Origin of the sequence: Streptomyces sp. NPDC001594 (assembly GCF_042893675.1) — a bacterium.
GTDB lineage: Bacteria > Actinomycetota > Actinomycetes > Streptomycetales > Streptomycetaceae > Streptomyces.
The window spans coordinates 195,399-214,159 of sequence record NZ_JBIAVB010000014.1 but is presented as its reverse complement, the minus strand read 5'-3'; the positions used below and the strand labels follow the sequence as shown (position 1 = coordinate 214,159).

Below are 18,761 nucleotides of genomic sequence, written 5' to 3'. Positions count from 1 at the left end.
AACTCCCGGGCTCCGCGCGCGCTACGGTGGAGCCGCAGGCCCGTCCGGCCGGCCGCTTCGGCGCCCGGGAGGGCCTCGGCCGCTTCAGCCGCTCCGGCCGGTCCGGCAGCGCGAGTACGAGGGTGGGGGCACGGCAGCACGATGGCTCAGGGCACGGTCCAGGTGACGCACGGCGGGGCCTCGCGGTGGCGGCGGCGCTCAGGAGAGTATCCGACGCTGGGCGCCGCCCTCGCGGTCGCGGGCGACGGCGACGTACTGTCCGTCGCCCCCGGAACCTACCGGGAGAACCTGGTGCTGCGTCATGCCGTCACCCTGCGCGGGCCCGAGGGCGCGGCGGCCGGCTCGGTGCGGATCGCCCCGCTCGACGGGGTCGCGCTGACCGTGCGCGCCTCGGCGGTGGTCCAGGACCTCTATCTGGAGGGGGCGGACCGGGCGGCGCCCGCGCTGCTCGTCGAGGAGGGCTCGCCCGAGTTCAGCGACCTGCGGGTGCACACCCGTTCGGCGTCCGGCATCGAGGTGCGCGGCGGGGCCCGCCCCCTGGTCCGCCGGTGCACGGTGGAGAACCCGGCCGGGGTGGGGATCGCCGTACTGGACGGCGGCGGCGGGGTGTTCGAGGAGTGCGAGGTGGTCGCCGCCGGGCAGGCCGGGTTCTCGGTGCGCGGCGGGCACCCCCGGCTGGAGCGGTGCCGGATCCACCACGCCGTCGGCGCGGGCATCGCCGTCACCGGCGAGGGTTCCGGGCTGGAGGCGCTGGGCTGCGAGGTGTACGAGATCAAGGGCAGCGGGGTACAGGTGGCGGGGCGGGCCGCCGCCCGGCTCACGGACTGCTCGGTGCACCGCACCTCCGGCGACGGGGTCACCCTCGACACCGACGCCGTCCTGGCCCTCGCCGGATGCGACATCCACGACATCCCGGAGAACGCGGTGGACCTGCGCTCCCGCTCCGTGCTCACCCTCAGCCGGACCACGGTCCGCCGGTTCGGCCGCAACGGCCTGTCGGTGTGGGACCCGGGGACCAGGGTGGAGGCGGAGTCCTGCGAGATCCACGACAGCACGGGCGACTACCCGGCGGTGTGGATCAGCGACGGGGCCACCGCCTCCCTGAAGTCCTGCCGGCTGCATGACGTGCCGGACGCGCTGTTCGTGCTGGACCGGGGCTCGCGCGCCGACGTGGCCGACAGCGATCTGGCGCAGGTCCGCAACACCGCCGTCTCCGTGAGCGACGGCGCGACCGTCCGGCTGGAGGACTGCCGGATCCGCGAGGCGGGCACCGGGGCGTGGTTCCGCGACCACGGCAGCGGCGGCACCCTGAGCGGCTGCACCGTCGACGGCGTGCAGACCGGGGTGATCGTCTCCAAGGGCGCCGACCCGGCCTTGGAGCGGGTGGTGGTGACCTCCGCCGCGGAGGCCGGGTTCTACGTGTCGGCGGGCGGCCGGGGCACCTTCACGGACTGCCGGGTGACGGGCAGTTCCGGCTTCGGCTTCCACATCCTCGACGGCTGCCGCAGCACGCTCACCGGGTGCCACACCGAGCGCTGCGCGCGCGGCGGCTACGAGTTCGCGGAGGACGGCCCGTTCGCCGAGGGGTGCACGGGCGACGAGCCGGGGTCGCGGGCCACCGCCGAGGCGGTCGCCGGCGCCGGGGCCCGGCCGGGGGTGCGTACGGTGACGGCGGTGCAGGACCTCGGGGAACGGCCGGCCGGGGGGCCCGGCCCGGCGCCGCTGCCGGAGCCCCGGCCCCGGGAGGCGGCGGCCCCGGCCGGCCGCGGCGCGGGCGAGGTGCTGGGACAGCTCGACGCGCTGGTCGGGCTGGACAGCGTCAAGCGCGAGGTGCGGGCCCTCACGGACATGATCGAGGTGGGGCGCAAGCGGCAGCAGGCGGGCCTCAAGGCCGCCTCGGTGCGCCGGCACCTCGTCTTCACCGGCTCCCCGGGCACGGGGAAGACCACGGTGGCCCGGCTGTACGGGGAGATCCTCGCCGACCTGGGGGTGCTGGAGCGCGGCCACCTGGTGGAGGTCTCCCGGGTGGACCTGGTCGGCGAGCACATCGGGTCCACGGCCATCCGCACCCAGGAGGCCTTCGAACGGGCGCGGGGCGGGGTGCTGTTCATCGACGAGGCGTACGCGCTGGCGCCGGAGGACTCGGGCCGGGACTTCGGGCGCGAGGCCATCGACACGCTGGTGAAGCTGATGGAGGACCACCGGGACGCGGTGGTGGTGATCGTCGCCGGGTACACGGCGGAGATGGAGCGCTTCCTGACGGTCAACCCCGGCGTGGCGTCCCGGTTCTCACGGACCATCACCTTCGGCGACTACGGGCCGCAGGAGCTGCTGCGGATCGTGGAGCAGCAGGCGGAGGAGCACGAGTACCGGTTGGGCGAGGGCACCGCCGAGGCGCTGCTGGAGTACTTCACGGAGCTGCCCAAGGGCCCGGCCTTCGGCAACGGGCGGACCGCGCGGCAGACCTTCGAGTCGATGGTGGAGCGGCACGCGGGCCGGGTGGCGCAGCTGGCCGAGGCGGGCACGGACGAGCTCACCCTGCTGTTCCCGGCGGATCTGCCGGTGCTGCCCGCGCCTTGCTGATCCGCTGGGCGGGCAGGTCCGCGTCCTCCCGTGCTCCGGGCCGGGAGGGGTCGGCCAGGCGGGCGAGGAGCGCGTCGCGTTCGGCGGTGAAGGCCGGGTCGGCCTGGTAGTCGGTGTGGCGCAGGATCGGTGCGGGCAACGGGTGCAGGGGGTCGCGGCCGTAGGCCACGGGGTCGGCGAGGGGGCCCCGGTCCACGGGCCCGTCGGCATCGGCCGACCCGCCGACGCCGACGGGTCCGCCGATGGGGTCGGTGGCCCGCCACAGGTTGCGCCAGCAGTCGAGGTCGCGGTGCAGGGCGGCGAGCGGCCGGGGCCCGAAGTAGGCGGGGAACCAGCGGCCGTAGAGCCGGGCCAGCGGTGATCCGTACGTCAGGAGGGCGACGCGGCGGCGCGTGCCGGGCGGCAGCTGCCAGACGGCGGCCGCCGCGAGCACGCTGCCCTGGGAGTGCCCGGAGATGACGAGCCGCCCTCCGGTCCGGGCGGTCCAGCCGGTCATCCGCCAGGTCAGGTCGGGCACGGCCCGCTCGGCGTAGCAGGGCGGGGCGAAGGGGTGGGCGGCGCGCGGCCAGAAGGTGCCCACGTCCCACAGGATGCCGATGGTGCGCCGCGAGGCGGGGTCGCGGTAGGCGCGCCGGCCCAGGGCGACGAAGGCGGCCATGCCGAAGCCGATCAGCCAGGATCCGCTGTCCTGGGCGGCCCTGGCGGCGGCGGCCAGGAGCGGGTGGGCGTCCCGGGCGGCCTCGGCCGGGACCCGTCCGCTCACCCGGGCCCCGGCGAGGGCTCCCGCGCCGAGGAGGAGCGTGACCAGGCAGACGGCGCCCGCGAACCAGGGGGCGGTGTCGGTCAGCGCGGCCGCCGCCCGCGCCCCGGCGATGCGCCGGCTGCGGTCGGGGTCGGGCACGGCCCCCGGGTACTCGGCGGCGACGGTGGCGGCGGCCCCGCGCCGTGTCGCGGCGGCCCGGACGGCGGCGACGGCGGCCACCAGGGCCAGCGCGAGCAGCAGCGGCGGGAGGACGGCCGCCTGCCAGGACAGCAGCACGGGCGGCCCGGGCAGCGGGTCCCCGGGGGCGCCGGGGGCGGCGGGCCCGTCGAGCCAGTCGGCCACGCGCTGGGCGACCCCGCCGGACATGACCCCGCCGAGGGCGCAGCCGAGCAGCGCGGCGGCCGGCCCGCCCAGCCCGCCGAGCACGGCTCCCGGAGTCGGCGTGCGGCGGTGGAGCCGGCGGGCGACGAGGGCCAGGGCCAGGACGCAGCCGCCCTGGCCGAGCATCAGCACCCCGAAGGCGACGTCGCCCGGGAGCCGCCCCGAGGAGGTCCAGCCGGGGCGGGACCAGCCGGCGTAGAGCAGGACGGCGGCCAGCAGCGCGAGGGCGCCGGAGGGCAGCAGGGTGACGGCCGCCCGGTCGAGGCGGTGGTCGGGCCGGGCCTCGGTACGGCCGCGCCGGCACACCACCCACAGCACGCTCACCGCCCCGGCCGCGAGCAGCACCCGCACCGCCCAGCCGGCGGCGAGGAGCCCGGCGGGCGTGGCGGCGGAGTGGAGGTCCTCCCGCACGGCGGGGGCGGCGACGGCGACGGCCACGGTGAGGAGCCCGGCGGCGGTGTGGGCGGCGCGCAGCCGGGCCACGATCCGGCGCCCGTACCAGAACCCGGGCCGGCCGAGCGGGGCGTCACCGTGGCCGGCCGGATCCGGGGTACCGGCGGGCGGGGGCTGGGACTCGTAGGCGCTCCAGGTGCGGGCCGACAGGAACCAGAGCAGTCCGGTGAGCGCGGCCGGGACGAGGGCGCCGAGGGCGAGGCGCCGCCCCGGCTGCGCCCACCAGCCGCCGGGCCTCAGGAAGGCGAGCCGGGCCCGGGATCCGGTACAGGCGCGGGAGCCCGCGCACTGCCAGGCGAGGAGGTCCAGGGCCACTTCGCAGGCGGCCGCCACGAGCAGCACGGTGAGCGAGAGGGCGAGGAGCCGCACGAGGAGCCCGTACGCGCGCACCGCGCGGGGCGGCGGCCCGCCGGGTGCGGTGGCGGGCCGGGCCCAGTGGGCGAGGTTGGCCACCATGAACGGCAGGAGCAGCAGCCACAGGGCGCGGGCGCCGTTGCCGGAGGTGAGCCGGGACCAGCAGTAGGCCTCGGGGACGGGCCGCCCGGCGTAGCGCCCGGGGTGGGCCTCGGCGTCGGCGTCCTCGGCGCGGCGGAACACGGCGGCGGTGGAGTCGCCCGTCACCCGGACGGGGTGCGGATCGCGGAGCAGCTCGCCGGGGGCGGCTCCGGCGACTCCGTGCACGAACAGTTCGAGGGCGAGCGGGGGCGGCGGGGGCACCGGGACGGTCCGGTGCGCCCCGTCCGGCGGGACGGCGTCGGGGAGGGCGGGCTGCGGCATGCGGGGCCTCCGCGGGGCGGGCTGCGGTACGGGCCCGGCGCGGGGCCTCGGGGACGGCGTCGGCTCCGGCTCCGGCGTCGGCTTCGGCTCCGGCTTCGGGCCTCCTCCAGCATCCCGCGCCAAGGCGCCCCTGCCCAGGGCTCGTTCGCGTGACGAGGCCGTCGGCCGAAGACATCTGACGGTCAGCCAGATATCGTGAACGGCGCCCTACCCGCCGCAGCCGCACCCCAGGGGGAACCGCCATGGCCCGCCGACTCCGCCCCGTGGGGCTGGACTTCCTCGAACAGGCTCCGACCCGCCTGGTGTTCACGGCCAGGGCGGCGGCCCCGCCCGCCTCCCTGTACCGGGCGCTCGCCGAGGAGGTGACCGGCTGGCCGGCGTGGTTCCGGGCGGTGTCGCTGGCCCGGCCCACCGGGGGCGGCGCCGGGCGGGACGTCAGGCTGGTGGGCGGGGTCCGGTTCCGGGAGACGGTCGTGGCCGCGGAGGCCTCGCGGCGCTACGCCTACCGCGTCGACGAGACCAACGCGCCCGGGCTGCGGGCCCTGTTGGAGGAGTGGCTGCTGGCCCCGGCCGCCGGGCCCCACTCCCCGGGCGACCGCTCCCCCGGCACGCTCGTGCGCTGGACCTTCGCCGCCGACGGCCCGCCCGCCCTGCGCCTCGCGCTGACCGCCGCCCGCCCGGGGCTGGGGCACTCCTTCCGTACGGCGGTCCGCACCCTCGACGCCCGCCTGGCGGCCGCCCCGGGCCGCGGCTGAGCTCCTCGGCGCGCCGCGACGGGCCCTCAGGCCCGGGGCTCGGCCCAGGCGCCGGTCTCCAGCAGCGTCTCGATCGTCTTGGCGTACGGGGCGATGTCGAGGCCCTGCGCCGCCAGCCACTCGTCCGAGTAGTACTTGTCGAGGTAGCGGTCGCCCGGGTCACAGAGCAGGGTGACGACGCTGCCCGTGCGGCCCTCCGCCACCATCTCGGAGACGATCTTCAGGGCGCTCCACAGCCCGGTGCCCGTGGAGCCTCCGGCCTTGCGCCCTATGGCCTGTTCGAGGGCCCGGCAGGCGGCGACGCTCGCCGCGTCCGGGACCTTCATCATCCGGTCGATGGCGCCCGGTACGAAGCTCGGCTCCATCCGGGGCCGGCCGATGCCCTCGATGCGGGAGCCGCAGTCGCTGCTCGCGTGCGGGTCGTGCCGCGTCCAGCCGTCGAAGAAACAGGAGTTCTCCGGGTCCGGGACGCAGATGCGGGTGTCGTGCTGCATGTAGTGGACGTAGCGGGCGATGGTCGCGGAGGTGCCGCCGGTGCCGGCCGTCGCCACGATCCAGGCCGGCTCGGGGTAGCGCTCCAGGCGCAGTTGCTGGTACATCGACTCGGCGATGTTGTTGTTGCCGCGCCAGTCGGTGGCCCGCTCCGCGTACGTGAACTGGTCCATGTAGTGGCCGCCGGTGCGGGCGGCGAGGTCGGCGGACTCCTCGTACATCTTCATGGAGTCGTCGACGAAGTGGCATTCGCCGCCGTGGAATTCGATGAGGCGGCACTTCTCCGGGCTGGTGGTGCGCGGCATGACGGCGATGAAGGGGACGCCGATCAGCTTGGCGAAGTAGGCCTCGGAGACGGCGGTGGAGCCGCTGGAGGCCTCGATGACCGGGCGGCCCGGGCGGATCCAGCCGTTGCACAGCGCGTAGAGGAACAGCGAGCGGGCGAGGCGGTGCTTCAGGGAGCCCGTCGGGTGCGTGGACTCGTCCTTGAGGTAGAGGTCGATGCCCCAGGCCTCGGGCAGCGGGAAGCGCAGCAGGTGCGTGTCGGCGCTGCGGTTGGCGTCCGCCTGGACCTTGCGCACGGCCTCTTTGAGCCAGGCGCGGTATTCGGCGTCGCTCCGGTCGACGTCGACGGTGGTCGTCACCGCGGCCGTGTTCGAGGCCGGCGTAGCGGTGGTGCCGGTGGTGCTCATGCGCCTTGCTCCTTTGTCGGTTCCAGGGCCCCCTCCTTTCGAAATGTACCCCCCTCACCTGCACAAACGGTCACTTTGGGTTTCTATGCGGATCGCTTTCGGTCGCGTTCGGTTGCACGCGGCGCGACGGTGGGTGACCCTGGAGAGTGCGTCACCGAGGGTGCAGCACCCGTAACACTGATGTCGGGGAGTCGCAGCCGTGATCACACATTCCCGCAGGCACTGCGTAGTGGAACTGCAGGCCCTGCCCTCGCGGATCGGCCAGGTCCGCCGGATCGTCTCCGCCCAACTGCGCCACTGGCAGCTCGATCCGCTCATAGACCGGGCTGCGCTCGGCGTGACGGAGCTGCTCAGCAACGTCCACCGCCACGCGCAGCCCGACAAGGTCTGCACGGTCGAGATCGAACTCCGCCTCGGGCGGCTCACCGTCTCCGTCCACGACAGCGATCCGCGGCTGCCCGTGCTGCGCGAGGCCGGTGGCCTGGAGACCTGCGGGCGCGGGCTGGCGCTCGTGGCGGCGGTCAGCGAGGCGTGGGGGGCGCGCCACCGGCCGGACGGACCCGGCAAGGTGGTCTGGTTCTCCCTGCGGGCCACCCCCGCCCCGGCGGCGCCGCCGCACACGGTCCGTATCGGCGCGAAGAAGACGGTACGGGAGCCCGCCCGGGCGGTGATCGGCGCCGTGGACGCCCAGCCCCTCGTGACGGGCGTGCCGGCGTCGGTGTCGGCCGGCACCGCGCCCGGCTGACGCATCCCCGGCCGTCCACGTCCCCGGGGCCGCGGCGGCTCAGGCCGCCGCGCCCAGCGTTCCCAGCGGGTCGTCCAGCACCGGCTGCCAGGCCAGTTCAGCCGCCCCCACGAGGCTGTTGTGGTCGAGGGTGCAGGGCAGGATCGGCACGCCCCCGCTGCGCCCCCACAGGCTCCGGTCCGCGACCACGGCGCGCAGCCGCTCCGGGTCCGCGTACAGCAGCTCGCGGTGGAGCCCGCCGAGGATGATCCGGTCCGGGTTCAGGATGTTCACCAGGCCCGCCAGGCCCAGCCCGAGCCGGTCGATGAGCTCCTCGGCGGCCGCCCGCACCGAGGGCTGCGCGTACTCGGCGCGCAGCAGGTCGCGGGCCTGCTGGAGCAGCGACACCTCGGGACCCGGGGTGCGGCCCGCCGCGGTGAGGAAGGCCAGCGGGTCGGCCTCCACGTCCAGGCAGCCCCGGCTGCCGCAGTGGCAGGGCCGCCCCTCCGGGTTGACGGTGAGGTGGCCGACCTCCAGGGCCAGGCCGGAGCTGCCGCTGTGCAGCCGGCCGTCCAGGACCAGCGCGCCGCCGACCCCGCGGTGGCCGGTGGCCACGCAGAGCAGGTGCTGCGCGCTGCGGCCCGCGCCGTGGCGGTGCTCGGCGAGCGCGGCGAGGTTCACGTCGTTGCCGGTCAGGGCCGGTCCGTCGATCCCGGCCGCCTTCACGCACGCGGCGAAGATGGCCCGCACGGGAGAACCCGCCGGCCAGGCCAGGTGCAGCGGGTTGAGGGCCGTGCCGTCGGGCTCGGCGACCGCCGAGGGCACCGCGAGGCCCGCGCCGATGCAGCGCCGGCCCGACGCGGCGAGCAGCTCGGCTCCCGCCCCGACGACGGCGCCGAGGACCTGGGCCGGGTCGGCGGAGACGGTGACCTTGCCGGGCGCGGTGGCCACGATCCGTCCGCCGAGACCGACCAGCGCGGCCCGGAACCCGTCCGAGTGCACCTGCGCCGCCAGGGCCACGGGCCCGTGCTCGTCGACGGCGAGCCGGTGCGAGGGGCGGCCCTGGGCGCCGCCGGCGCCGCCCGGGCGGGAGTCGACGCGGATCAGGCCGAGGGCCTCCAGCTCGGCGGCGACGGCCCCGGCGGTGGCCCGGGTGACGCCCAGCTCGGCCGTGAGGACCGCGCGCGTCGGGGCCCGGCCCGTGTGGACGAGTTCCAGCGCGGGGCCCAGGGCGCTGCGGCCCCGTTCCAGCTTGCTCTTCGTGGAGGACGCGGAGGCCGGAGGGGGCGTGGGAGCCGTCGACGCCGTCCTCTCGTCCCCCACCCCGGACGGGGCGCCGTTGCCGTTCATGCAGCGATCCTCGCATGATCGGGGAGGTGCCGAGCGCCCCGGGCTACACCCCCAGGCCGCCGACCCGCAGGGTGATGTTGAGCCGCCCGGTCAGTCCCAGCGCGGGCGGGGCGGTGCCGGGCAGGACCTTGGGCACCCCGTGGTAGGCGAGCCGGCTGGGGCCGCCGAAGACGAACAGGTCCCCGCTGCGCAGCTCGACGTCCCGGTAGGGGCGGCCGCGCGAGACCGTGTTGCCGAAGCGGAAGAGGCAGGCGTCGCCGAGGCTGAGCGAGACGACGGGGGCGGGCGAGCGTTCCTCGGCGTCGCGGTGCATGCCCATGCGGGAGTCGCCGCCGTAGAAGTTGACCAGGGCGATGTCGTACGCCTCGGCGGCCGGCGGGGGCGTGCCGTAGGCGTCGGCGACGGCCCGCCGCCCCAGCTCGGCGAGCCAGGCGGGCATCGGCTTGACGGGGGCGCCGTCGCCGTCGACGGCGGTGGGCGCGTAGCCGTACGGGTACCAGTGCAGGCCGAGGCAGACCTGCCGGGCGGTCATCGTCCCGCCGCCGGGGGTGCGGACGGTGCGCAGTCCGGCGGGCGGGCGGGCCCAGGCGCGGCAGGCGTCGAGGAGCTCGCGCTGGCGCCGCGGCCCGAGCCAGTCGGGCAGGTGCACGGCGCCGGGTGCGACCTCGGTCCGCTCGCGCGGGAAGAGTTCACCGTCCACTCCTCCATTGTCAGGGGCTGCTGGCACACTCGGGGTCATGAAGATCACCGAGTATGTGGAGACGCTGGCGCGGGAAGGCGAGCTCCTGGCCGACGAGGCCGAACGGGCGGGCACGGAGGCCCTGGTGCCGACCTGCCCCGAGTGGCGGGTGAGCGACCTGCTGCGGCACACGGGGGCGGTCCACCGCTGGGCGGCCGGGTTCGTGACGGGCGGGCTGGTGGATCCGGCGCCCTTCCCCGAGGCGCCGGAGCTGGTGGGGGCCGAGCTGGTGGCGTGGTTCCGGGAGGGGCACGCGGAAATAGTGCGGGCGCTGGCGGAGGCCCCGGCGGAGCTGGTCTGCTGGACCTTCCTGCCGACGGCCGCGCCCTCGCCGCTGGCGTTCTGGGCGCGGCGCCAGGCGCACGAGACGGCCGTGCACCGCTTCGACGCGCAGGCGGCGCGGGGGGTGGCCTTCTCCGCGGTGAGCCCGGAGTTCGCGGAGGACGGGGTGGACGAGCTGCTGACCGGCTTCCACGCGCGGCCGCGCAGCCGGGTGCGTACCGAGGAGCCGAAGGTGGTGCGGGTCCGGGCGGCGGACACGGGCGCGGTGTGGACGGTCCACCTGTCGAAGGAGCCGGCGCGGACGGTGCGCGGGGACACGGGCGAGCCGGCCGACTGCGAGCTCACCGGCGAGGCGTCCTGGCTCTACGCGGCCCTGTGGAACCGCCTCCCCCTGGCGGGCCCGGGGGTCACCGGCGACACGGATCTGGCCCGCCTGTGGCAGGACACGGCGCACATCTGACGGCGCCCGGACCGGCGGGAGCCCCCCGGGCCCCCGCCGGTCACGCCGGTCACGCCGTTCACGCCGGTCACGCCGGTCACGCCGGTCAGAGTCTGAACAGGACCCCGCGCCAGGTCCATCCGGCGCCGAGAACGGCCCTCTGGAGCGGGACCCGCATGTCCCGGGTGCTGAAGCGGAACGTCTCGACCTTCTGCCGGCTGCCGTCCGCCGCCTTCCTGACTTCCCACTGCCGGTAGACCATGTCCGAGGGCCCGCGTCCGTACTGCCGGTTCGCGCCCTCGGAGGTCGGTGCCCACCGCTCCTCGAGGACCCGGACGGCGTGCGTCCCGGCGTCCAGGCGCATCCGGGTGCGGAGGGTGACGTCCAGCGCCGGAATCAGGCACTCCGCGACCAGATCCGCGCTGCCGTCCTTCGGCGTGGCCTCGCGCACGGTGAACCGCGCCTGCGGTCCGGCGGCCGCGAGCAGTGCGGCCCGGACCTCCTCGGCGGGCCTCGGCACGACACCGCCGCGCGGGTGGGCCGTGCCGGTCAGCTTGTCCCTGAGCCGCCCCACCGCTACGCCTCCGTCCCGGTGTCGGGCCGGACCGAGCTCACGAAGTCCTGGAAGTCGCCGAGGACTTCGTCGTGCTGGCCGGCGGTGGCGGTGAGCGCCAGCCGGATCACGGCGCGCCTGCGCGGATCCGCGACGTCCGCCATGACCAGGTACACCTGGGACTGGACGAGGTCGCGGCGCACTCCCCCGGCGACGGCCCGGAAGGCCAGCCGCTGGATCAGCGCGGGTGCGTCAGCGGAGCCGACCTCGCGGCGCTGAACCACCTCGACCGGTCCGGCCGGCCCGGCCAGGCGCTGCACGGACTCCTCGGCGAGCCCTTCCAGGGTCTCCTCCTCGGCCGGGAACCCGCCGTCGACCGTGATGTTGGCGGAGAAGCCGGCGTCCGGCCGCGGATGGACCGCGGCGAAGGCCACCGCGTCCGGATCGAGTCCGTCCGGCTTGGCCGGGAGCCAGCCCTCCGGCAGGTCGAACTCGATCGGCACGGGCAGGGGTGCGGGCATTCGGGGCCGTCCTTCCGGGAACGTGTACATCAGTCGAACCAGCTGCCGACCTCGTGGGCAGCGTCGCCCAGGGCGTGGGCCGCGTCGCCGGCCGCTTTGGTCACCTTGTGCGGGTCGACGGTGATCTCGAGTCCCACCTTGCCCCCGACGATGGGCGAGACACCGAAGTCGCCGCCGATCTTCCATGCGCCGGTGTCCTTGTCCTTCTTGTAGCCCCACCAGCCTTCCGCTCCGGGCCCGGCCCAGCCCTCGGCGTTCGCACCGACGCCGATCCCGAAGACCTCGGCGCCGGTGGCGACCGTCCCCTTGGCCCCGGCGAACAGCTTGACGCCGGCGGAGACCTCCTCCTTGGTCGCCTTGGCGCTGACACCGACCTCGGCTCCCGCGAAACCCTCGGCCCGCGCGTAACGGCCCACGTATTCGCCGTCGATCCGGCCCTCGGCCAGCGCCCGTACGCCCGCGGAGGCCTCGGCCTTGGCGGAGGCGCCCTGGTCGGTGAACCCGTAGTTGGCGGTGGCCCGCAGGCCGCCGTAGATGTCGGCGGTCCCGGAGAGCTTCATCCCGTCCACGGTGGTCTCGCCCTTGGCGGTCTCGTGGAAGAGGTCCGCGTAGGCCTTGACCGAGCCCTCCTTGCCGTACTTGGGGCCGCTGACGGTCACACCGGTCTTGCTGTCGGGTTTGGTCCCGACCCCGGTCTCGTCGGGCCTCATGGCCTTGGCCAGGTCGCCCTCGGCTCCGGCGTTGAAGCCGTTGTACGTTTCGTCGGCGCCCTTGCCGAAGGCGTCCTTGTTGCTGTCGACGCTCGCCCGCGCCAGAGCGGTCCGCACGCCCTGGTCGAGTTCGGCGACGGCCTTGACCCGGTCGTCGATGTGCTGCTGCCACTTGCCGACGGCCTCGGCGACCGTCTTCTGGCCGTCCGGGTCGTGGTGGTACGCGCTGCGCTCGGCCGGAGTGAGGCGGGCGTAGTCGAAGGCGACGCGGCCCTGTTCGGAGACGGTCATGCCGGCGGCCACCGCGTCGTCCCGGGCGCTCTCCAGCTTCTTCTTCAGGTCGGTGAGCTGGGTGTGCGCCTCGCGCAGCAGGCTGGCGACGGCCTTGGCCTGGATCTGCGCGGCGGAGTACTCGTACCGGGTGCCCTTGAAGGTGGTGTGCGCCGCCGTGGCGCTGACGCCGGTCCAGGCCGGGCCCATGGTGATCTTCTGGACGGTGTCGCCGTAACGGCTCTCGACCTTGGCCAGTTCGGCCGCCATCGAGTCCCACTTGCCGGCGGCCGTCGTCAGCAGGCCCAGGTCCGTGGTCATGACCTCGTGGTAGTTCAGCACCGCGGCCCCCTCACAGGTCGTTCAGCTTCGACTGCGAGGCCAGGAACCCGTTGCGGATGCCCGTGTCGTTGCGCGCGAAGAGGCCCGAGGCGCCGCGCAGGGCGCCCTTCTCCGCCGAGAGGCGGCCCATCAGGACCTTCACCTGCTTGTCCCAGGTCTCCGCCACCGTCTTCAGGCCGGCCGCCGTCTCCCAGCCCTCGAAGCCCTTCTGGGCGGTGCTGGTGGCGTCGTCCGCGACCTCGGCGGCCTTCTTGGTGTTCGGCTCCAGCTCGGTCTCGATCGTGCCGGCCGCTTCCTGCTTCTGCTTCGGTGTCGAGGCGAAGTCCCCGGGGCCGGCGCCGAATCCGGGAACCGGGCCGGGTGCCGGGCCGCCCGAGGGCTCCGTCGGCACATGGTTCAACCGCATGCCGATCTGCTCGTCCGTACCGGCTGTCCGCCCGTCGGCCGCCGCCTGTCCGTGGCCGAAATCGTCTGGCATGTTCGCGCCTCCCCCGTCGGAAGGAGCTGATCATATGCACGGTCGCCGCACGCGGTGCAAACGGCCCGCGCGCAGGCGGGTGGCCGGCTCTAGCCGAGAGTGGCGGCGTAGCCGGTCTCGGGGCGGAAGCCCCATGTGGGGGCGGTGTCCCAGGGGTTGGGCATGGCCGCGCTGGTCGCGTAGGCGTAGCCGGCGCCGCGTGCGAAGGCGGTGGCGAGGGTGGCGCGCATGGCGGTGGCGTCCGGGACGTCGTGGACCAGGTGCCAGAACGCCGTGCCGCTCGGGTCGAGTTCGGTGCCCGTCCGGTAGCTCCCGGCGGGGTCGAAGACGTTGCCGCCGGGCCAGCCGCCCGAGGTGTAGTCCGCGTACGCGCCCTCGTAGGTGACGAAGACGTCGGCGGTGCGGTGGCCGGGTTCGAGGTAGCAGTCGGCCGTGGCGGTGCCCGGGTTGTCGACGACCAGCTCGGGGACGTCGGGGTCCACGGAGCGCATGGTGTCCTGGACGTAGCGGCGCAGGGCCGCGTAGTGGTCCCGGGTGGCGTTGCCGGGGCCGCACTCGCGGCTGACGACGTCGAAGAAGATGCCGTCGACGTGGAGCCTGCCGTCGGGGGTCCTGAGGTAGTTGTCCACGGAGGCCCGGACGGCGGCCGGGTCGCGGTCGCCGTGGTCGGTGTGGACGTAGCCGAGGACCCGGCGCCGCTCGCCGGTGGCGGTGGTGCCGCCGCGCAGGGCGTCCGCGCGGGCACGCCAGGAGGAGTCGAACCGGGCGTCGCCGTTGCCGGGGTTCAGGACGACGACGGAGGCGGCGGGGTCGGTGGCGGTGAGCTCGGACAGCAGGGGGCCGTCGGCTCGGACGTAGGCGGGGACGGCGATCTCCAGGCCCCGCACGCCGGGGGTTCGGGGCGTGCGGGGCGCCGCCACGGGCGCGGCCGTTCCGGGTCCGGTGGAGGGAGCGGCGGAAGGTCTGGAGCGCGGTGGCGGTTCGGCCGGGGCCGTCAGGGCGGGGGCGGGGGCGGTGAGCGATCCGGTGAGCAGGACGGCGTAGAGGGCCTTCAGAGCGCGGCCGTGGGCCAGGGCCATGTCTGTTCCTCCGGCGACGGCAGGGGCGACCCGAGGAACAGTAGGGGCGCGGCCTGACCGTGGCGGCCGAACCGCCGACATCCGATATGAGGAACAGACAAACGAATCGTCACCTCATCCCGTGAATCTCGCCGACCGAGGCAGCGGGTTCCCCTCAGAGCGCGGGCAGGCCGACCGCGTGAGCCAGTTGGTCCGCGGCGTGCGCGAAGAAGGCCTCGCGCTCCTCGACCACGTTCTCGAACTGGCCGAACAGTTCGAAGGAGACGAGCCCGGCGAGCTGCGCCCAGGCGGCGACGAGCGCGGCCGTCACCTCGGGGGGCAGGCCCTCGGCGAAGTCGGCCGTCATCCGGCCCGCCTCGGCGCGCAGGACGGCGGGCAGCGGGGGCAGGGCGAGCCCGCGGCCCTCGTGGGCGGAGCGGAGGATGGCGATGAGGACGTTGGCGACGCGGGAGGCGGGGACGATCGTGTCCTGGGGGGCGCTGTAGCCGGGGACGGGGGAGCCGTAGATGAGGGCGTACTCGTGCGGGTGGGCGAGCGCCCAGGCGCGGAAGGCCCCGCAGACGGCCGTCCAGCGGGCGCGGGGGGCGGCTCCGGCGGCGAGGGCCGCGGCTCCGGCCGCTTCGGCGGCGGCGCCGACGCTGTCGTAGGCGTCGATGATCAGCGCGGTGAGCAGCTCGTCGCGGCTCGGGAAATAGCGGTAGAGGGCGGAGGAGACCATGCCCAGCTCGCGGGCCACGGCCCGCAGGGAGAGCTTGGCGGCGCCTTCTTCCGCGAGCCGGCGGCGCGCCTCGTCCTTGATGGCGGCGGTGACCTCGATACGGGCCCGCTCCCGGGCCCCTCGCACGGTGCTCATGGTGATCAGTGTGACATACACGCGGAGCAGTGCACAAAAATCGGAGCACTGAGCCTTTTCGAGAGCACTGCTCTTGTTTTGGCGCACCGATCCGTGCACACTGACCTCAAGCGAGAGCAGTGCTCTCGAAAATCGCCATCAGCCCGACACCGCCCTGGAGGCCACCGTGAACGCGTCCACCCCGCACTACATCCAGGCCGGCCCGCTCGAGACCCGTTTCAACGCCTTCTTCGGCAAGCTCGCCCGTCTCGGCATCAGCCTGGCCGGCACCGCGGAACTGTCGGTCCGCGGCCGCACCTCCGGCACGATGCAGCGCATCCCGGTCAACCCGCACACCTTCGAAGGCGCCCAGTACCTGGTCTCGGCCCGCGGCCACTCCCAGTGGGTCCGCAACATGCGCGTGGCGGGCGGCGGGGAGCTGCGCCTGGGCCGCAAGGTCCGCCCCTTCACCGCCACCGAGCTCACCGACCCGGTGGAGAAGGCCGCCGTGCTGCGCGCCTACCTGGAGAAGTGGGGCTGGGAGGTCAACCGGTTCTTCCAGGGCGTCACGGCGAAGTCCACGGACGCCGAGCTGCGGGCGGCCGCCGGGGACCACCCGGTCTTCCGCATCACGGTGACCGGCTGACCCCCACGGCCGCCCGCCGTCGGATCCGCCCGCCGTCAGCCCCGGCCGCTCCGCGCCAGGCGGGAGTCCATCAGGTGCAGCGCCTTGCGCGCCATCGGATGCCTACGGACCAGGTCGGCCAGGTTCGTGGACCCGCGCGTGATCCCGGCGAAGGCCTTCCAGGCGGGACGCAGCCCCGTCAGCGCACCGTGCATCAGCCCCGGACGGGACTCGAAGACGGTCAGCATCCGCTTGCCGACGCTCATCTCCACGCCCAGCCCGGCCTTGACCGCGAAGGCGTAGTTCAGCGCCTGGCGCCGCGCGTCCACCGCGTCCTGCGCCTCGGCGATCTTCGCGGCCCACTCCCCCGCGAGCCGTCCCGAACGCAGCGCGAAGGAGATCCCCTCCCGGGTCCACGGCTCCAGCAGACCGGCCGCGTCACCCGCCACCAGCACCCGGCCGCGCGACAGCGGCGACCCGGGCTTGCGGCACCGCGTCAGGTGCCCGGAGGAGACGGCCGGCTCGAAGCCGGCCAGCCCCAGCCGCGCGATGAAGTCGTCCAGGTACCGCTTGGTCGCGGCACCCTCGCCCTTCGCCGAGATGACCCCGACGGTGAGCGTGTCGCCCTTGGGGAAGACCCAGCCGTAACTGCCCGGCAGCGGCCCCCAGTCGATCAGGACGCGGCCCTTCCAGTCCTCGGCCACGGTCGCCGGGACCGGGATCTCCGCCTCCAGCCCGAGGTCGACCTGGTCCATCTCCACCCCGACATGGGCGCCGATGCGGCTCGCGCTGCCGTCCGCGCCGACCACGGCACGGGCCAGCACGGTCTCCCCGTCCGCCAGCACCACGGCGACCGTCCGCCGGTCGGGCACGGACGCGCCGTGCTGCTCGACCCGGCTCACGGCCGTGCCCGTACGCAGCACCGCGCCGGCCTTCTCGGCCTCCGCGACCAGCCCGGCGTCGAACTCGGGCCGGTTGATCAGTCCGAACAGCATGTGCTTCGAACGCCGGGTCCGGGTCAGCTTGCCGTCCAGGGAGAAGGTCACCGCATGGATCCGGTCCTTGAACGGCAGCACGAAGCCCGGCGGCAGGGCGTCGCGCGAGGGGCCGATGATGCCGCCGCCGCAGGTCTTGTACCGGGGCAGTTCGGCCTTCTCCAGCAGCAGGACGCGCCGCCCCGCGGACGCCGCCGCGTACGCGGCCATCGCCCCGGCCGGGCCGGCGCCGACCACGACGACGTCCCACACCTCACCGGTGTCGTCGGCCGCCGGGCCGCCCGCTTCCCCGTCCCGGTCCTGGGCGGCCGCGGCCGCCTGCTCCGCTTCCGCCGCGGATCCGCCGTCAATGCTGTCGTCGCTGGTCACGATGGGCTGCCGCTCCTGATCACACGTTGCTCCGATGCCGGGAAGATCCTACGGCGCGCAACCCGATCGTCCTGCTGTGCGAGGATCGAGCGGACCCCGCCGCACCACGGCGTACACACCGCACAACGTCGCACCCACGAGGAGCGTGCCCATGTCGCAGAATCCGATCGCCGAGACCGTCGCCTCGCTGATGCCCCGCGCCAAGGCGGAGCTGACCGAGCTGGTGGCGTTCCAGTCGGTCGCGGACTGGGCGCAGTTCCCCAAGAGCGAGAGCGAGGGCGCCGCCAACTGGGTGGCCGACGCCCTGCGCGCCGAGGGCTTCCAGGACGTGGCCCTGCTCGACACCCCCGACGGCACCCAGTCGGTGTACGGCTTCCTGCCCGGCCCCGAGGGCGCCCCGACCGTCCTGCTGTACGCGCATTACGACGTGCAGCCGCCACTGGACGACGCCGCCTGGATCTCCCCGGCCTTCGAGCTGACCGAGCGCGACGGCCGCTGGTACGGGCGCGGCGCGGCCGACTGCAAGGGCGGGTTCATCATGCACCTGCTGGCCCTGCGGGCCCTGAAGGCCAACGGCGGCGTGCCGGTCTCCGTGAAGGTGATCGTGGAGGGCTCCGAGGAGCAGGGCACCGGCGGTCTCCAGCAGTACGCCGAGGCCCACCCCGAGCTGCTGGCCGCCGACACGATCGTGATCGGCGACGCGGGCAACTTCCGTCTGGGCCTGCCGACGGTGACGGCCACCCTGCGCGGCATGACCCTGATCAAGGTCAAGATCGACACCCTGGGCGGGAACCTGCACTCCGGGATGTTCGGCGGCGTCGCCCCCGACGCCCTGGCCGCCCTGATCCGGCTGCTGGACTCGCTGCGCTCCGAGGACGGCTCCACGACGGTGGACGGCCTGGCCTCCGACGCGGTGTGGGAGGGCCTGCAGTACCCCGAGGCGGACTTCCGCGCCGACGCGAAGGTGCTGGACGGGGTCGAGCTGATCGGTGAGGGCACCATCGCGGACCGGCTGTGGGCCCGTCCGGCGGTGACCGTGCTCGGCATCGACTGCCCGCCGGTCATCGGCGCGACCCCCTCGGTCCACGCGAGCGCCGGCGCGCTGATCAGCCTGCGCGTGCCGCCGGGCGTGGACACCGCCGAGGCCATCAAGCTGCTCGAGGCGCACCTGGTCGCGCACACCCCGTGGAAGGCGAAGCTGGAGCTGGAGGTCGTGGGCCAGGGGCAGCCGTTCCAGGCGGACACCACCAGCCCGGCGTACGCGTCGATGGCCGCCGCCCTGCGCGAGGCCTACGACGGCCAGGAGATGCAGATCAGCGGCATGGGCGGATCGATCCCGCTGTGCAACACCCTCACCTCCCTCTACCCGGCGGCGGAGATGCTGCTGATCGGCCTGAGCGAGCCGGAGGCGCAGATCCACGCGGTGAACGAGAGCGTCTCCCCGGAGGAGCTGGAGCGGCTGTCGGTGGCCGAGGCGCTGTTCCTCGTGAACTACGCGGAGTCCAAGCGGGGCTGACCCCCTGCGCGCAGGACCGTTACGCCCAGGGCGCAGTGCGC

17 protein-coding genes are annotated in these 18,761 nt (G+C 74.9%); 6 read left to right on the top strand and 11 right to left on the bottom strand.

The features are described 5' to 3' along the window. Positions 1-141: 141 nt before the first annotated feature. On the top strand, positions 142-2,583 hold the full coding sequence (locus ACFY0O_RS27080; RefSeq protein WP_388951162.1) for a right-handed parallel beta-helix repeat-containing protein: 2,442 nt from the start codon (positions 142-144) through the stop codon (positions 2,581-2,583). On the opposite strand, the gene ACFY0O_RS27075 is transcribed toward ACFY0O_RS27080, so the two are convergent. Beyond that, on the bottom strand, positions 2,534-4,957 hold the full coding sequence (locus ACFY0O_RS27075; RefSeq protein ID WP_388951160.1) for a hypothetical protein: 2,424 nt from the start codon (positions 4,955-4,957) through the stop codon (positions 2,534-2,536). The two genes, ACFY0O_RS27080 and ACFY0O_RS27075, sit on opposite strands and share 50 nt — an antisense overlap. 242 nt (positions 4,958-5,199) lie before the next feature. On the opposite strand from ACFY0O_RS27075, the gene ACFY0O_RS27070 reads away from it, so the two are divergent. Then, positions 5,200-5,712 carry an SRPBCC family protein gene (locus ACFY0O_RS27070; RefSeq protein WP_388951157.1) on the top strand — a complete coding sequence of 171 codons (513 nt, stop codon included), beginning with the start codon at positions 5,200-5,202 and terminating at the stop codon, positions 5,710-5,712. Between the two features lie 26 nt (positions 5,713-5,738). Here ACFY0O_RS27070 and ACFY0O_RS27065 read toward each other — a convergent pair whose 3' ends face one another. Beyond that, complete coding sequence (locus tag ACFY0O_RS27065) at positions 5,739-6,896, bottom strand: PLP-dependent cysteine synthase family protein (protein WP_358894694.1); 1,158 nt, start codon at positions 6,894-6,896, stop codon at positions 5,739-5,741. 199 nt (positions 6,897-7,095) lie between these two features. On the opposite strand from ACFY0O_RS27065, the gene ACFY0O_RS27060 reads away from it, so the two are divergent. Continuing rightward, on the top strand, positions 7,096-7,641 hold the full coding sequence (locus ACFY0O_RS27060) for an ATP-binding protein (RefSeq protein WP_388951155.1): 546 nt from the start codon (positions 7,096-7,098) through the stop codon (positions 7,639-7,641). A 39-nt stretch (positions 7,642-7,680) separates the two neighbouring features. Here the strand turns inward: ACFY0O_RS27060 and ACFY0O_RS27055 are convergent, their stop codons facing one another. Together ACFY0O_RS27055 and ACFY0O_RS27050 are read right to left on the bottom strand one after the other, a co-directional pair. Further along, on the bottom strand, positions 7,681-8,970 hold the full coding sequence (locus tag ACFY0O_RS27055) for an ROK family protein (protein WP_388951152.1): 1,290 nt from the start codon (positions 8,968-8,970) through the stop codon (positions 7,681-7,683). Between the two features lie 43 nt (positions 8,971-9,013). Further along, on the bottom strand, positions 9,014-9,670 hold the full coding sequence (locus ACFY0O_RS27050; RefSeq protein ID WP_388951149.1) for an alpha-ketoglutarate-dependent dioxygenase AlkB family protein: 657 nt from the start codon (positions 9,668-9,670) through the stop codon (positions 9,014-9,016). 37 nt (positions 9,671-9,707) lie between these two features. Here ACFY0O_RS27050 and ACFY0O_RS27045 point away from each other — a divergent pair, with 37 nt between their 5' ends. Beyond that, positions 9,708-10,451 carry a maleylpyruvate isomerase family mycothiol-dependent enzyme gene (locus ACFY0O_RS27045; RefSeq protein ID WP_388951146.1) on the top strand — a complete coding sequence of 248 codons (744 nt, stop codon included), beginning with the start codon at positions 9,708-9,710 and terminating at the stop codon, positions 10,449-10,451. A gap of 85 nt (positions 10,452-10,536) precedes the next feature. Here ACFY0O_RS27045 and ACFY0O_RS27040 read toward each other — a convergent pair whose 3' ends face one another. From ACFY0O_RS27040 to ACFY0O_RS27015, 6 genes are all read right to left on the bottom strand, one after another. Then, entirely contained in the window at positions 10,537-11,004 is a 468-nt protein-coding gene (locus ACFY0O_RS27040) for a hypothetical protein (protein ID WP_388951144.1), read from the bottom strand. Positions 11,005-11,006: 2 nt separating this feature from the next. After that, on the bottom strand, positions 11,007-11,504 hold the full coding sequence (locus ACFY0O_RS27035) for a hypothetical protein (protein ID WP_388951142.1): 498 nt from the start codon (positions 11,502-11,504) through the stop codon (positions 11,007-11,009). Between the two features lie 29 nt (positions 11,505-11,533). Beyond that, on the bottom strand, positions 11,534-12,826 hold the full coding sequence (locus ACFY0O_RS27030; RefSeq protein ID WP_388951140.1) for a hypothetical protein: 1,293 nt from the start codon (positions 12,824-12,826) through the stop codon (positions 11,534-11,536). A gap of 10 nt (positions 12,827-12,836) precedes the next feature. Beyond that, positions 12,837-13,304 carry a hypothetical protein gene (locus tag ACFY0O_RS27025; protein ID WP_388951138.1) on the bottom strand — a complete coding sequence of 156 codons (468 nt, stop codon included), beginning with the start codon at positions 13,302-13,304 and terminating at the stop codon, positions 12,837-12,839. An 89-nt stretch (positions 13,305-13,393) separates the two neighbouring features. Then, positions 13,394-14,383, bottom strand: coding sequence for a spherulation-specific family 4 protein (locus ACFY0O_RS27020; RefSeq protein ID WP_388951135.1), 990 nt, complete (start codon positions 14,381-14,383; stop codon positions 13,394-13,396). 154 nt (positions 14,384-14,537) lie between these two features. Next, entirely contained in the window at positions 14,538-15,236 is a 699-nt protein-coding gene (locus tag ACFY0O_RS27015) for a TetR/AcrR family transcriptional regulator (RefSeq protein ID WP_388951132.1), read from the bottom strand. Positions 15,237-15,426: 190 nt separating this feature from the next. Between ACFY0O_RS27015 and ACFY0O_RS27010 the strand changes: the two genes are divergently transcribed. Then, positions 15,427-15,861: a nitroreductase/quinone reductase family protein gene (locus ACFY0O_RS27010; RefSeq protein ID WP_388951269.1), complete on the top strand. Its 435-nt coding sequence runs from the start codon at positions 15,427-15,429 to the stop codon at positions 15,859-15,861. 35 nt (positions 15,862-15,896) lie between these two features. On the opposite strand, the gene ACFY0O_RS27005 is transcribed toward ACFY0O_RS27010, so the two are convergent. Beyond that, positions 15,897-17,087, bottom strand: coding sequence for a geranylgeranyl reductase family protein (locus ACFY0O_RS27005; RefSeq protein ID WP_388951267.1), 1,191 nt, complete (start codon positions 17,085-17,087; stop codon positions 15,897-15,899). Between the two features lie 268 nt (positions 17,088-17,355). Between ACFY0O_RS27005 and ACFY0O_RS27000 the strand changes: the two genes are divergently transcribed. Next, the gene (locus ACFY0O_RS27000; RefSeq protein ID WP_388951130.1) at positions 17,356-18,720 is read left to right on the top strand and encodes a dipeptidase; all 1,365 of its coding nucleotides are present in this window, start codon (positions 17,356-17,358) and stop codon (positions 18,718-18,720) included. The last annotated feature ends 41 nt before the right edge of the window (positions 18,721-18,761 follow it).

Excerpts from the sequence above, each read along its gene's own strand:
- ACFY0O_RS27080 (WP_388951162.1), top strand. The coding sequence starts at position 142 with ATGGCTCAGGGCACGGTCCAGGTGACGCACGGCGGGGCCTCGCGGTGG.
- ACFY0O_RS27075 (WP_388951160.1), bottom strand. The coding sequence starts at position 4,957 with ATGCCGCAGCCCGCCCTCCCCGACGCCGTCCCGCCGGACGGGGCGCAC.
- ACFY0O_RS27070 (WP_388951157.1), top strand. The coding sequence starts at position 5,200 with ATGGCCCGCCGACTCCGCCCCGTGGGGCTGGACTTCCTCGAACAGGCT.
- ACFY0O_RS27065 (WP_358894694.1), bottom strand. The coding sequence starts at position 6,896 with ATGAGCACCACCGGCACCACCGCTACGCCGGCCTCGAACACGGCCGCG.
- ACFY0O_RS27055 (WP_388951152.1), bottom strand. The coding sequence starts at position 8,970 with ATGAACGGCAACGGCGCCCCGTCCGGGGTGGGGGACGAGAGGACGGCG.
- ACFY0O_RS27045 (WP_388951146.1), top strand. The coding sequence starts at position 9,708 with ATGAAGATCACCGAGTATGTGGAGACGCTGGCGCGGGAAGGCGAGCTC.
- ACFY0O_RS27035 (WP_388951142.1), bottom strand. The coding sequence starts at position 11,504 with ATGCCCGCACCCCTGCCCGTGCCGATCGAGTTCGACCTGCCGGAGGGC.
- ACFY0O_RS27025 (WP_388951138.1), bottom strand. The coding sequence starts at position 13,304 with ATGCCAGACGATTTCGGCCACGGACAGGCGGCGGCCGACGGGCGGACA.
- ACFY0O_RS27020 (WP_388951135.1), bottom strand. The coding sequence starts at position 14,383 with ATGGCCCTGGCCCACGGCCGCGCTCTGAAGGCCCTCTACGCCGTCCTG.
- ACFY0O_RS27015 (WP_388951132.1), bottom strand. The coding sequence starts at position 15,236 with ATGAGCACCGTGCGAGGGGCCCGGGAGCGGGCCCGTATCGAGGTCACC.
- ACFY0O_RS27000 (WP_388951130.1), top strand. The coding sequence starts at position 17,356 with ATGTCGCAGAATCCGATCGCCGAGACCGTCGCCTCGCTGATGCCCCGC.